Consider the following 13,849-nt stretch of genomic DNA (forward strand, 5'->3'; position numbering starts at 1 on the left):
TCTAAAGCGCGATCGATCCGATGCTGGCGCCACCGCACACATAGAGCGCCTGGCCGGTGATGAAATCGGCATCGCGGCTCGAGAAGAACATCACGGCGCGCGCCACATCGCTCGGCCGGCCGATGCGGCCGACCGGTATAGAGCGGGCGAGTTGATCGACCTTCGGGCTGCCCTGCGGAATGACTTCGTGGAACATGTCGGTCTCGACCGGTCCAGGCGCCACCACATTGACGGTGATGCCGTGCGCGGCGGTTTCCAGCGCCCAGGTCCGCGCCATGCCGAGCATGCCGGATTTCGTCGCCGAATAGGCGGTGCGGGTGACAGCGCCGAGCGCGGCGCGCGAGGCGATCAGGACAATGCGTCCGAAATGCCGTTGCTTCATGCCTGGCAACGCGGCCTGCACCAGCGTCAAGGCCGCTCCGAGATGAAGCTGGCTGAGCGCTGCGATGTCGTCTGGCGTTACCTGTTCGATCAGATTGGGCCGGATGATCCCGGCATTGTGGACGATGTGCGAAACCTCATGCCGCGCAGCTACATCCCGGGCCGCATCCGCCGTCGCCTTCGGATCGAACAAATCCACCACAACCGGCTCCAGCTTGGCGTGCGTCCAGTCCGGCAAGCGCCGGTCGAGCGAGATGACCTGGTGACCGGCGGCCAGCATCGCCTCGGCGATGCCCCGGCCGATGCCGCCGCTCGCGCCCGTGATGATGGCAACGTTGCTCTCGCTCATGATGTCTCACCCGGCCTTCTGCACTGTCCGCCGCTTCAGCGGACGGGTATCAACACACATCTCGGAGCCGATCGTGGCAGTGACCAGCTCCTTGAGCGCGCCGCGCTGGATCTTCTGCGTCGAGGTCAGCGGCAGCGCCGACACGAACGCGACATAGCCGGGCGCCTTGTAATAGGCGAGGCGGCTGAGACTCCATGCGACGAGATCGGCCGCGATCCGGTTACGCGATGCGGCGTCGGGCAGGTCGCCCTCGCTGACCACGCAGGCGAAGACCTCGTCGCCCCGCACCGGGTCCGGGGCAGGCGCCACCGCAACCTGCCTCACGGCCGGATGCTGCATCAGCACGCTCTCGACTTCGACCGCCGAGATATTTTCGCCGGAGCGGCGGATCACGTTCTTCTTGCGGTCGACGAAATGAAACGCCCCATCCGGACCGCGCCGCACCACGTCGCCGGTGTGAAACCAGCCGCCGTCCCATGCCTCCGCGGTGGCCTCAGCGTCCTTGAGATATTCGCGGAAGAAGCCGTAGCGGGGCGCTGCGCCGGTGTGGCGGACGAGAAGTTCACCGGGCTCATCGACACCGGCGTCTGCGCCGCCTTCAACAACGATGCGGGCCTCGAGTTCGGATCCGAGGCGGCCGAAGCAGCTTGTGCCGGTGTGGCGCGGTTCCGCGGAGGCGACGACCACGGCGCCGGCTCCGGTTTCAGTCATCGCCCAGGCTTCGACCAGAGGAAAGCCGAACCGCGCCTCAAACGAATCGTGCAGCGCCTTGTCGACACCGGCGCCAAAACCGAAGCGAACGCCATGGCGCCTGTCGTCGGCGCTTTCGGGCGCGCCCATCAGCATCGGCGGCATCACGCCGAGATAGTGCACGATGGTGGCGCGGCTATCCCTGACGCTGGCCCACCAGCTCTTGGGGTGGAAACGGTCGAGCACGATCAGGCAGCCGCCGGTAGTCACCATCGCCATCGCGGAATAGGCCATCGCATTCATGTGGAATACCGGCAGCGGCGTCAGCATCCGCTCCGAGCCGTTGTTCAGCGCGATCAGACCGCCGACGGTGGCGTACCAATGTCCGGCATAGAGAAAGTATTCGTTCGGCAGCACGCAGCCTTTGGGCCGGCCGGTGGTACCGGACGTGTAGAGCAGGGCACACTCGCTGTCGCGATCGGGCGTGCCCGGCCGCGGCGCAGAGGCGTGGATTGCCGCCGGTTCGTCATCCGGCCCGACGACAGGAATGTCGCGGCCGATCGCCTTGGCTGCGGCCGCGACATCGTCCTGACGCGATGCAATCACGATCGCCGCGACGATCTCGGAATGGCCGATCAGATATTCCAGCTCCGCTGCACGCATGTCCGGATTGATCGGCACCAGCGACACGCCGATCGCATTGAGCGCAAACCAGTGCAGGAAGAAGCCCGGGCGATTCTCCATGAGGATGCCGACCCGGTGGCCTCGGCCGTAGGCCTTGGCCCGATAGGCGTCGGTCAGCGCTGTAATCCGTGCGAACGCCTCGCCATAGCTGATCTCGCCGGCCGCGATGCCATAGGCCTGCGCAGTCTCGGGCAGCACCGCGAGAAATGGCTGGTCGCCGTGGCTCGCCGCGGCGCGCGCGAAAGCCTCGAAGACGGTTGCCGGAGACTCGATCGGGAGCTGCATCACCGTCTCACATGAACAGCTGAATGTTGCCGAAGGCGGCATCGCAATTGACGATGTCGACCCGCTTCAGCTTGATCTTGAGCGCGCCGTCCACCATGGCCAGGGTGTGCGTGGCCCAGGCTGCGTAAAGGTCCTGCTGGTCGAGGCGCGTCTCGACATAATGCATCGGCGTCCATGTGACATATTCGTTGGCCGCCTCGTTGCGGCTATCGACCTGCGGCGTCTGCAGCACGTGATGACAACGGCTCTTGGGTTTTTGCGAGAAGGTGCGATTGCCCTTGAGCCGCTCGACGCGGATCTTGAGCAACAGCTTGTCCTCGTACATCAGCGACGTCGTCAGCCGCGGATCGGTCTGGCCCCATTCGAGCGGCATCCAGTAGAAGCCGTCCTCGGCGAACAGGTCGAGCCATTCCTCAAACCGGTGCTGGTCGATCAATCGGGTTTCGCGAATGACGAAATCGATCAGTTGCTGGTCGGTGGGCGCGGTCATGGCAGCACTCACATCGACATCGTCATGAATTTCGACCAGGCGCGGAACTGGTTCCGCATCTGCCATTCGGTGGTGCCGTTGGTGACGGCCGTCGTATCCGGTACTTCGGAAGGGTCGTAGAGCCTCTGCAGATTGACCCATTGGTTGGCGTCGACATGCAGGCCTTCCTGCGCGCGTTCGTACATTTCGAGATCGTCATGGCCGACCACAGAAGTGGGGGCGTTGATCAGCCGGTTATACATCAAGGTACGTTCCAGCAGCATGTCGGGCGCATCGACGAGGCGGAAGGTCCAGCTCTCCACCAGCGTCTTGTTGGCCGCGATCGGCTTGAACACGCGAACCAGCTGGATCGGTCCCTTGATCATGATGTTGGGGAAATACACCGTGTTGTGGCGGTTCTCATTGAGAATCGCCTTGGCGCGTTCCTCGCCATGGGCCGCCGCCATTTTCTCGAAATAGCCGGGCACCGCGGAATAGTCGGAATGGATCGAGTGGTGCACGCCGGTATGGCCGTGACCGTTGGGCCAGACGCGGATGCCCATATTCTCGAAGAACTCGTAAGGCGCCATGAAGGGCGCGTAGATCTCCACTGCCATCGGCTTCTTGGCGCCGGGAGGCGCGTTCTTCCACACCTCGATCGCGGTGCCGGCCGAGGATTCATGCGCGACCATGGGATGGCAGGTGTCGGTCTGGTTCTCGACCAGCATTTTCCAGTTGCAATTGTGCATGTAGCGCAGCACGCCGCCGGCGACTTCGAGCCGGCCGGCCGGGGAGCGGTCGACCATGTTGTCGAAGCTCGACAGGCTGTCGCCGAAAAATTCCTCGAAACCAGGACCGACATCGTTGAGCTTTGCAAATACGAAGCCGCGATAATTGTGCACGTGCTTGACCGGGCTCATGCCGCGCCCGGCGTGGCTCTGCTCGACGCCGGTGTTTTCATAGCCCTTCTTCAGGGGGATCGCGAGCAGCGAACCGTCGGTCTTGAAGCTCCAGGCGTGATAGGGACAGCGGAAGAATTTTCCGGTGTTGCCGCAGGATTCGGTGGTGATGCGGGTGCCCTTGTGCGGGCAGCGGTTGTGCAGCACCTTCACGGTGTTGTCGGTGTGGCGCACCATCAGGATCGGTTGGGTGCCGATGGTAGTGCCGTAATAGTCGCCCGGTTTCGCCACCTGGCTGTCATGGCCGACATAGGCCCAGGTGTTGGCGAAGACATGCTCCATCTCGAGCTGGAACACCTCTTCGTCGATATAGACGTCGCGATGCACCTCGGTCTCGCGCACGAGGCCTTTGATTGCTTCGAGATTTCCGCGATATCTGGCCATCAACACCTCCTCAGGAATCAAAGATCGAGCACGAGCCGCGGGCTTTTCGACCGCGAGACGCAGATTTGCATGAGTTTGCCGGCCGCTTTCTCGGCATCGGTCAGGATATAGTCGCGATGGTCGGGCGTGCCTTCGATCACGCTGACCTGGCAGATGCCGCAATCGCCGCGCTGGCAGTCGTGCATGGGATCTTCACCCGCTTCGATCAGCACGGCGAGAATGGTCTTGTCGGGCGGAATAAGGAAGGTCTTGCCGGAATTGTTCAGCACCACTTCGAACGGCTGATCGCCGGCAAGGGGGGCTGCGGTGGCAAAAATCTCGAACCGCAGGCGACCATCAGCCCAGCCGAGATCCTTGGCGCTTTGGATCGCCGCATCGATCATCGGCTTGGGTCCGCAGACGTACAGCGGTTCCTCATCGGTGAGCGAGCTCATCAAGCGCTTCACGTCGAAGATGCCGCTGGCGTCGTCGGTGTGAACGGTCAAATGTTTGCCGCACAACGCTTCCGCTTCGCCGAGAAAGGCGAGCTGGTCGCGCGAGCGGCCGGCATAGATGAAGCGGTAGGGATGCTTGCTGGCGGTGAGCGTCGTTGCCATCGAGAGCACGGGCGTCACCCCGATGCCGCCGGCAAGCAGCACGACCGGTTTCGAGGTCGGCTCCAGCGGAAAATTATTCCGTGGCGCGGCGACCGAGAGGACGTCGCCGACCTTGAGCGCATGCATGAATTGGGAACCGCCCTGGCTCGGCTGTTCCAGCCGCACGCCGAGCCGGTAGGCGTGCGGGCGCGTGGTCGCTGCCGGATCGAGCGAGGTGTTGATCAGCGAATAGGATCGTTCGCCGCCATCGGGCAGGCGCACTTTCACATGCGCGCCGGCTTCCCACGAGGGCAGCGGCTCGCCATGCGGACGGGCGAGCTTGATCGCGCGGATCAACGAGGTTTCTGCGTGGATATCGGTCACGGTGAGGTCGAACTGGTCCATCGTATCAATCACAGAAAGGTTTCAACCGTGGCAAGCGCGCCGTCGAGCGCCTTACCCTCTTCATCTGATAGTGCGGCCTTGCAAAGCCGGCGCAGCCACTCCGCACCGTCAGCGCGGCCGGCGAGACGTGGTGCAACCGCAATCACCCTGTCGAATTTCGAGGCGCCGCGCGCATGGGTGTCGGAATAGCCCTTCACCAGCCGGCGCGCTTCGAGAATGGCGACGGCAAGCTCGTAATCCTTTGCGGCGGTCGTGCGGGCGAGATCGAGCCAGGCATCGCGATGGGCGATTTCACGCTTATGACGCAGCGTGCCGCGGCGAAAACGCTTCAGGCCACCCAGCACGTACAGCGGCAGGAACCACCTGATGGTACCGGTCTGCACGCGTCGCCCGCGATTGACCACGCGATCGAGCGTCTTGCACAGGCCAGGCTTGCCTTCGAGCCAGAGGCCGAGGCCCGCGGGAAGCGTGCCCAAGACCTCTTCCATGCGCGGATGCATGAATTCGGTGGTGTAGACGAGCTGGTCGGGCTTTGCGAGAACCTCGCTGCGGACGCGTTCGAAACGGCTCGCGCGGGTCTTGAGGTCGGCGACGCGGATGACGTCATCATAGGCCATGGCCACGGCGACATGTTTTGCCGCCGCCCGCGTCAACGCAGGATCGCTGCCGCGTTCCAGGCGCATAAAGCCTGCGACGAGGTCGAGGTATTCCCGGCCATAGCCAACGTCCTGAAAATCGACGACCTTGCGCAAGCCTGCAGCGATCATGCCGTGCAGGGACGCGGGAAAAGCCGTGCTTGCGTCGGCGACGAGTGCATCGAAAGCGGCATCGCCGACCGGTGCGAGCGTTGGATAGAGCTTGCCGGCTGAAGCAGGCTTGGGCGGCGCGGGCGGTGTCGCGGATGCGGCATCAGCCTGCGTGCGCTCAAAACCCGCCGCGAACGCGCGCAGGCTCGGTTCGATGCCGATGCCGGCGGCGCGGATGGTTGCTTCATAAGCCTCGCGGCCGAACGGCAGCGCGCCGCTGCCGGCAAGCGCACCGAACAACACGGCCGAGATGGCGCTGCCGGTGCTGTCGGCGAGCGTGGCCATGTCGAAGGCGACGAAACGTTTTGCGGCGGCCCCTGCGGCCTCATAAACCCTGCTGGAATCGCTGATGCCATCGCCGGGCACCAGCTTTTCCTGGATCGCGAACGAACGATGCGACGAGGCGATCAATGTCGTCTTGTCTGGCGTGACGAGACCGCGCTGGATGGCGCGGCCGGCCTCCATCAGCTCGGCGCCGACCACGACGTCGACTTCGCCGGGCACCGGCATCAGCGACAGCACCGGGTAGGCGGCGTCCGCGCGGGCAGGGATCATCTCGAGATAATAGATGGTCGCGCCGGTGCGCTGGGCGACGCCCGGCACCGAGGTGGACTGCGCGATCCAGTTCTGGCTTTCCGCCAGCGCCACGATCCAGTCGACCAGCACGCCGCCGCCCTGGCCGCCCATCGCGAGCACGGCGATCGAAAGCGGGCGGGTCAGGTCGATGGCGGGGGGCTGCAGCATGATGTTCATCCGGCCAGCCCTCAAACCAGCGCGAGACGGCGACGGTCGCGGCGTCGCTGCAGGAAGCCGATGACGCCGCCACGAAGCTTTGCCATGAACTGATCGAAGCCGGTCGGGTTGTGGATGATGTCGGCGCGGTAGAATGACGGGCACAGCACGGCCGCCTCCGCCACTTCACCGCAATTGCCGCAACCGACGCAGCTATTGTCGATCGCGGCGACCGGATCGTCCTTCAGGGGATCGCTGGTGTGCTTCACCGAAAGCGAGGGACAGCCGGACAGGCGGATGCAGGCATGGTCGCCGGTGCAGACGTCCTCGTCGACACCGAAGCGCTCGCGCACGACGCGCTCGCCACCTTTTACGGCCTTGTTGAACAGCGGCTTGATCCGGCGCTGCTTGTTCAGCATGCATTCGGAGGAGGCGACGATGACCTTCGGCCCCTTGTCAGGGCTAGTCAGCGCTTCCTTCAACGTGTCGCGCATTTTGCCGACGTCGTAGGTGCGGTCGATCTGGCGCACCCATTTGGCGCCGATGCCTTTGACGGCTTCAGTGATCGGGTGGTTGGTCGAGCGCGATTTGTTGTCGGCGCGGGACGACAGGATGTCCTGGCCGCCGGTGGCCGACGTATAATGGTTGTCGACCACCAGGATGACGCCGTCATGCTGGTTGTAGACGGCATTGCCGATGCCGCTGCTCAGGCCATTGTGCCAGAAGCCGCCGTCACCCATGATCGAGATCGAGCGCTTGTCCGCCTTCACATTGAACGCGGACGCCGAGGCCGGGCCGAGGCCATAGCCCATGGTCGTCGCGCCGATGTTGAACGGCGGCAGGATCGAGAACAAATGACAGCCGATATCGGCGGCGACATGATGCGGTCCGAGCTCCTTTTCGACCAGCTTCATCGCCGCGAAGATCGGCCGCTCCGGGCAGCCGGTGCAGAATCCGGGCGGTCGCGCCGGCACCACTTCAGCCAGCGCCTTGATCTTGTCGTGCGTCAGGATCGACGGGTCGTTCGGCGCGCGGATATGGTCCGGCAGCACTTCGGGCGCGGCAGCGGTCAGGAATTTACGAACACCGGCCGCCATCACGGCCGCGGTATATTCGCCGCCGATCGGCAACTCGCCCTTGCCGTAGATTTTTGTGGGGACATCGGCCTTGCGCAGGACCTTGTGCAGGGCCTGTTCGATGTAGTCAGGCTGGCCTTCCTCGACCATCAGCACCGCGCGCTTCGACTGGCAGAAGGCGATCAGCTCATCGTCGATCAAGGGGTAGGTCACGTTCATGACGTAGAGCGGAATGCGGGTGTTGCCCCAGACGTCAGCGAGGCCAAGCCCCTGCAGCGCGCGGATCACGCCGTTGTACATGCCGCCCTGCAGGATGATGCCGACGTCGTCGATATCACCCTCGAACACCTCGTTGAGCTTGCGTTCCTTGATAAAGGAAACCGCGGCCGGCCAGCGCTGCTCGATCTTTTCCTTCTCGTGCATGTAGGAGGCCGGCGGCAGCACGATGCGGTTGGTATCACGCCGCGGATTTTCCAGCGCCTGCGCCATCGTGAATGCCGGGCGCTTGTTGTCCTTGGCGGCAAAGCGGCCGTGCACATGGCAGGATCGGATGCGCACTTCCAGCATCACGGGCGTGTTGGTCGCTTCCGACAGCTCAAATCCGTCCTCGACCGCCTTGACGATGGATTCGAGGTTGGGGCGGGGATCGAGCAGCCAGATCTGGGATTTCATCGCAAAGGCGTGGCTGCGCTCCTGCATGATGGAGGAGCCTTCGCCGTAGTCTTCGCCGATCACGATCAACGCGCCGCCGGTGACACCGCCGGAGGCGAGATTGGACAGCGCATCGGAGGCGACGTTGGTGCCGGCGGTCGATTTCCAGGTCACTGCGCCGCGGATCGGGTACATCACGGAAGCCGAAAGCATCGCGGCCGCCGCGGCCTCGTTCGCCGAAGTTTCGAAGTGCACGCCGAGATCGCCGAGAATGTCCTGCGCATCCGCCAACACGTCCATCAGATGCGAGATCGGAGCGCCCTGATAGCCGCCGACATAGCCGACGCCGGACTGCAGCAGCGCCTTGGTGATGGCCAGAATCCCCTCGCCATGGAAGACATCCCCGTTGCCTAGTTTGAGGTCCTGGACCTCTCGGGCGAAAGAGCGTTCAGCCATGACGCATTTCCTTCGGCTCAAGCGACGGCGGCAGATCGGTCAAAATGCTAAGCCGACATATTTTAAGTGTCAAATAATTATGCATTACACGGCACCCCGCTTCAGGCGGTAGCCGGCCGCTTCGCGATCCCAGGTCGATGCGGTCACGCCGCGTTCGCGCAACTCGTATTTCCGGAGCTTGCCGTTCTCAGTCCGTGGCAGGTCCGCGACAAAATCGACAAAGCGAGGCACCGCGAAATAGGGCAGCCGCAGCGCGCAGAATTGCATCAGCTCGACAGGCGGAATCGCCGCTCCCGGCCGCACCACGATCGCGGCCATCACTTCATCCTCGGCAAGTTCCGAGCGCACGGGAAAGACCGCCGTCATTTCGATGTCAGGGTGAGCCAGCAACACCTGCTCAACCTCATAGGACGAGATGTTCTCGCCGCGGCGGCGGATCGCGTCCTTGAGCCGGTCCACGAAGCGGAAATAGCCGTTCTCGTCACGGATAACCCGATCGCCGGTATGGAACCAGAGATTCCGCCAGGCTTCCACGGTCTTCTCGGCCATGCCGAAATAGCCGCTCGCGAGCGCAAACGGCTCGTCGGCGCGCAGGACGAGTTCACCGGCCTCGCCATCCGGCAATTCAACGTCATTGATATCGACCACGCGGGCCTGAAAGCCATCGACGATACGGCCCATGGTTCCCGGCTTCTGCGTTTCCGGCGATGCGCCGATCACGAAATTGGTTTCGGTCGAGCCGTATCCCTCGAGCAGCGCAACCCCGGTGCGTGCAGCAAACGCTGCGCCGAGACCCGCGGGAACGCCCGGTCCGAGTCCGGTGCGCACTCTGTGTCCGCGCTCCTCCGCTCGCGGTTCACCCGTCAGCAGGATCGGCACCATGGCGCCGAGCAGATAGATCACGGTTGCTTCGCTCTGGATCATGGCCGGCCAGAAGCCGGAGGCGGAGAAGCGCGGTTCGAGGACCATGCGCGCGCCGCTGAGAAGCGCCTGCGCAAACGTATTGAGGGCATTGATATGGAACAGCGGCAGGGTTGTGCAAAGCACGTCGTCTGCTGTCAGGCCAAAAATGCGGCCGGAGTGGATGCCCCACCAGTAATATTGCGCATGCGGGCACATCACGCCTTTGGATGGACCCGTGGTGCCGCTGGTATAGATGATGGCGAGCGTGTCGCCGGGGCTGACGGACGCAGCTGCAATCGGAGCGGCGCGCGGCGGCATGACCTCCATCGATGGCACGACACCGTCGGGCAGGGCATCGGCGCCGATCACCCAGATTGAGCCAAGCGATGCCATGCCTTCGGAGACATGGGCCAGGCGTTCGACGAATTGCGCCTCGATCGCGAACAGCCGCGCGCCGCTATTCGACAGGTAATAGCCGATCTGCGGTCCCATCGCGGCGGTGTTGATCGGGACCGCGATGGCGCCGATCCAGCCACAGCCCAAAACTATTTCCAGCATCTCCGGGCGATTGGAGCAGAGGATCGCGACCCGGTCACCGGCCGCAACGCCGGCCGCGCGTAACGTCGCGGCACGGCCGGCCGCGATGTCGCGCGCCTCGCGGAACGTCCATGAATCAGTTGCGCACGAGAGCAACGTCCGCTCGCCATGGCTGCCCGCCTGAATCTCGAGCATGCGCGGCAGCGTCCGGTCGTCCGGTGGTAGCCGAATCATCCCGGGCGCATGGAGGCTCATGGGCGAGACGCTCCTGCCTGACTTGAAGGCACCAGCGCCAGCACCCGCAACGGGCTGCCGCTGCCTTGCTGGATCTTCAGCGGAGGTGCGATCAGCGAGCTGCCGGTCGGCGGCAGCAGGTCGAGATTGGTCAGGCATTGCAGACCATAACGCCCGGCACCGTGCATGTAGTAGTGGCAGGGATAGGGAGGCAGGAAATGCGCCGCCTGACCCGCATCGGTGCCGATGGTTTCGGTGCCGAAGCCGAGCACGTCGCGCTCGTTCAGCAGGAAACGCACGGCGTCAGGATCGGGACCTGGCGTGTGCTGCCCGACCTCATCGAAATTCTGATAGGCCGCCGGATCGGTCTTCTTCGACCAGTCGGTGCGCATCAGCACCCAGCACCGCGGCGGGATCTTGCCGTGCACGGCTTCCCAGGCCTTGATGAAATCCGGCGTCAGCAGGAAGTCGGCATCTGCAGCGGATTCCTTCGAGCAGTCGATCACCACGGCGGGCGCAATGAAATCGGCGACCGGGATCGTATCGGTGGAGCTGTTGGGAAGGTCGCGGCCCGAGACCCAGTGGATCGGGGCGTCGAAATGTGTGCCGGTATGTTCGCCAAAGGACAGATTGTTCCAGTACCAGGCGCCACCGCGTTCGTCGTAACGCGAAATCTCTTCCATGCGGAAGGCGCGGCTCTGGCCTATTTCAGGCGGCATCACGATGCTCGGAAAATCCGGACCCAACGTCTGCGTCAGATCGATGATCCGAATCGCGCCGGTCGCGAGTGCTGCGGTGAAGCCCGCCAGGATTTCAGGGCCTGGCGCTGGATCGTTCGGTTTCATCGGCCAAGCTCCCGTTCCAATGCCTTGGGATTGTCGCGGAAACGGGCGAGCCAGTCCTGCGCGATATCGCCGGGATAGACGTCCTCGACCGATCCTTCGAGCGCGCCGACGATGGCGCGGGCGACTGCGGATGGCGCCAATTTCGGCGGCAGCAGCAGCTGATTCCATTCGTCGTCGATCGGTCCCGGAAAGATGTTGACGACCCTGATGCCGGCGACGCGCATTTCGGCGCGCAGCGCCTGCGCGACCGAGAGCGCCGCGGCCATCGACGCCGAATAGGTCGCGTGCTGCGGAAAATTGGATAGCGCATAGATCGACAGCAGATTGACCCAGGCCACCGCGCTGGTTTCGCCATCAGCGCCACGCGACTGCATGACCGGACCGAACGCTTGCGCCAGCCGCAACAGGCCGAAGCAGTTGGTCTCCATCTCCGCCCGCGCGGTTTCGACGCCGGCGCGGCCGAAAATGCCAAACGTGCGATGGTGCTCTGATGTGTTGATCACGATGTCGACCTTGAAGCCGAGTTCGGCCGCAAGCTCATTGACCGACTTGGTGTCGGTGACATCGAGCGGGACCAGCGTCACCTTGGGCAGTTGCGCAATCGCCGGCCAGCCCGGCGGGTTCTTCCAGGGTTCGCAATGGCCGGCCCAGACGAGGTCGGCGCCGGCCTCCAGCACCGCTTTCACGACAGCCTGGCCGACGGGTGACTTGGCGTCGGTGACCAGCACTTTGCGGAATCTTGGATCCGACGTGAAGTTGCGCAGTTTCGGCTCGTCGGCGAGGGCAGTATTGCCATCATCCGGCTTGGCGACGAGCGCGGCCTGGCCGGCGCGGTCGAGCACGGCCTCCACGATGACCGGCGACGGCGCCGGGCCGCAGCGGGCGTCGAGGTGGACGACGAGGCTGACACCTTCGGCGAGACGGACCAGTCCAAGCCGCCAGGGCATGCGTTCGCGAAAGAACAGTTCCTGGGAATGATGCAACGTGGTCTCGCTGACGAGTTCGCCGCGTCCGCTCATGACAGTCCATTCGAGTTCGGCCGACAGACAGCGAACGCAGGCCTCGCGCGGCGGATATTGCACGGCGCCGCAGGCCGCGCAGCATTGCAGTTCAAGCTTGCCCATCGCCGCGCCGCGAACGAGGCCGAGCGCGATCCGGCTGCGGCGGTCGGGCGGCAGCGTCGGCGCCCGCGTCTTCAGGATCGGGTTCTTGCGCTTCGGCCGTTTGATTGTTTCACTCATCATCAAGTCCCAATCATGTTGCGGCGAGAATGGCGGCACCGGTGCATAGGCCCCGGTCGAAGTTGATCATGCCGAATCCGGAGACCAGCGCATGACGCGCGTTCTCGACCCGGGCGCCGAGCGGCTGTCCGGTGACCTGCCGGAGCGCTTCGACGATCCCGAGCGTGCCGCCGGCGGCGCCGGCCTGGCCGACAGATAATTGGCCACCCGAGGTGTTGAAGGGAAAGCTGCCATTCGCCTCGAACGTGTTGCGTCGAATGAAGTCCGGCCCTTCGCCCTTGCCGCAGAATCCGAGATCCTCGATCTGCAGCACGCAGATCACAGGATAATCGTCATAGGCCTCGAGCAGGTCGATGTCTTCAGGCCCGATGCCTGCGCTTTCGTACAGGCGATCGCGGTCCATCGCCCAGCCGCCGCGGTGCTGCACGGGATCATCAGGGAATGCGTTGTGCCGCTCGATGGCACCTCGCAGCCGCGCGTGCGGCAATCCGAGGCGCCGGGCCCGATCCTCGCTCATGACAAGAAATGCCTCGGCGCCGGCGCAAGGCATCACGCAATCGAACAGCCGAAGCGGGTCGGCCACCGGCCGGGCGTTAAGATATTCGTCCAGCGTCAGCGGTTTCTTGAACAGCGCATGGGGGAACTGCAACGCGTTCGAGCGCTGCGCGACGCAGAGCTTGCCGAAATCCTCAGGCTTCGCGCCATAGGTGCGCATGTAATAGGCTGTGAGGAAGGCGAAACTGGTGTTCGGCCCGCCGGCGCCATAGGGATAGACCGCGTCCTGCGCGAACATGCTGAAGGTCGCCGTGCTGAGCCGGAAGCTGTCGACATGGTTGGTGTCGCCGGCGATGCAGGCAACGATCTCGGCGTCACCCGCCTGAACCGCGCGCGCGGCGCGGCGGAGGCTGACAATGCCGGAAGCGCCACCCATCGGCACGTGATCGAGCCAGCGTGGCGAGAGGCCGAGATGCTGGGTCAGGCCGACGGCGCTGTCGGGCGCCAATGTAAAACTCCCCACGCACAGGCCGTCGATTTCGTCCTTGGAAATGCCAGCGCCATCGACCAGGGCCTTGAGCGCGCGGGCGATGAACCAATGCGCGCCGCGGATGGAGAAGCGCTCATAGGGCACGGTGACGGGTACCGCGACGGCGACCCCGTCGTAATTTGCGATGCGGTTTGCCATGGCG

Annotated in this window: 11 protein-coding genes; all 11 read right to left on the reverse strand. The window is 64.2% G+C overall.

What is annotated here, in order from left to right; genetic code table 11:
• Position 1: 1 nt before the first annotated feature.
• The 11 genes from JQ641_RS16495 to JQ641_RS16545 all read right to left on the reverse strand — a co-directional run bounded on the left by JQ641_RS16495 (position 2) and on the right by JQ641_RS16545 (position 13,845).
• A complete protein-coding gene (locus JQ641_RS16495) occupies positions 2–730 on the reverse strand; it encodes an SDR family oxidoreductase (RefSeq protein WP_211997042.1) in 729 nt (242 codons plus the stop codon).
• Between the two features lie 6 nt (positions 731–736).
• Positions 737–2,389 carry an AMP-binding protein gene (locus tag JQ641_RS16500; protein ID WP_211997043.1) on the reverse strand — a complete coding sequence of 551 codons (1,653 nt, stop codon included), beginning with the start codon at positions 2,387–2,389 and terminating at the stop codon, positions 737–739.
• Positions 2,390–2,396: 7 nt separating this feature from the next.
• Positions 2,397–2,879 (reverse strand): aromatic-ring-hydroxylating dioxygenase subunit beta, encoded by a 483-nt coding sequence (locus tag JQ641_RS16505; RefSeq protein WP_211997044.1) that lies wholly within the window; start codon positions 2,877–2,879, stop codon positions 2,397–2,399.
• A gap of 8 nt (positions 2,880–2,887) precedes the next feature.
• Positions 2,888–4,201: an aromatic ring-hydroxylating dioxygenase subunit alpha gene (locus tag JQ641_RS16510; protein WP_211997045.1), complete on the reverse strand. Its 1,314-nt coding sequence runs from the start codon at positions 4,199–4,201 to the stop codon at positions 2,888–2,890.
• Positions 4,202–4,218: 17 nt separating this feature from the next.
• Positions 4,219–5,193 carry a PDR/VanB family oxidoreductase gene (locus JQ641_RS16515; RefSeq protein WP_349628572.1) on the reverse strand — a complete coding sequence of 325 codons (975 nt, stop codon included), beginning with the start codon at positions 5,191–5,193 and terminating at the stop codon, positions 4,219–4,221.
• Positions 5,190–6,731, reverse strand: a complete 1,542-nt coding sequence (locus tag JQ641_RS16520; RefSeq protein WP_249150481.1) for an indolepyruvate oxidoreductase subunit beta family protein — start codon at positions 6,729–6,731, stop codon at positions 5,190–5,192. Before JQ641_RS16520 ends, JQ641_RS16515 begins: the two co-directional genes overlap by 4 nt.
• Before the next feature lie 20 nt (positions 6,732–6,751).
• The gene (locus JQ641_RS16525) at positions 6,752–8,902 is read right to left on the reverse strand and encodes a thiamine pyrophosphate-dependent enzyme (RefSeq protein ID WP_211997047.1); all 2,151 of its coding nucleotides are present in this window, start codon (positions 8,900–8,902) and stop codon (positions 6,752–6,754) included.
• An 84-nt stretch (positions 8,903–8,986) separates the two neighbouring features.
• Positions 8,987–10,597: an ATP-dependent acyl-CoA ligase gene (locus JQ641_RS16530; RefSeq protein WP_211997048.1), complete on the reverse strand. Its 1,611-nt coding sequence runs from the start codon at positions 10,595–10,597 to the stop codon at positions 8,987–8,989.
• The gene (locus tag JQ641_RS16535; RefSeq protein WP_211997049.1) at positions 10,594–11,421 is read right to left on the reverse strand and encodes a cyclase family protein; all 828 of its coding nucleotides are present in this window, start codon (positions 11,419–11,421) and stop codon (positions 10,594–10,596) included. The genes JQ641_RS16530 and JQ641_RS16535 overlap by 4 nt, the downstream gene beginning before the upstream one ends.
• Positions 11,418–12,662 carry an SDR family NAD(P)-dependent oxidoreductase gene (locus tag JQ641_RS16540; protein WP_211997050.1) on the reverse strand — a complete coding sequence of 415 codons (1,245 nt, stop codon included), beginning with the start codon at positions 12,660–12,662 and terminating at the stop codon, positions 11,418–11,420. The genes JQ641_RS16535 and JQ641_RS16540 overlap by 4 nt, the downstream gene beginning before the upstream one ends.
• 13 nt (positions 12,663–12,675) lie before the next feature.
• A complete protein-coding gene (locus JQ641_RS16545) occupies positions 12,676–13,845 on the reverse strand; it encodes a thiolase family protein (RefSeq protein ID WP_211997051.1) in 1,170 nt (389 codons plus the stop codon).
• Positions 13,846–13,849: the final 4 nt, after the last annotated feature.

The sequence above is a fragment of the Bradyrhizobium sp. JYMT SZCCT0180 genome, from assembly GCF_018130165.1.
Lineage (GTDB): Bacteria > Pseudomonadota > Alphaproteobacteria > Rhizobiales > Xanthobacteraceae > Bradyrhizobium.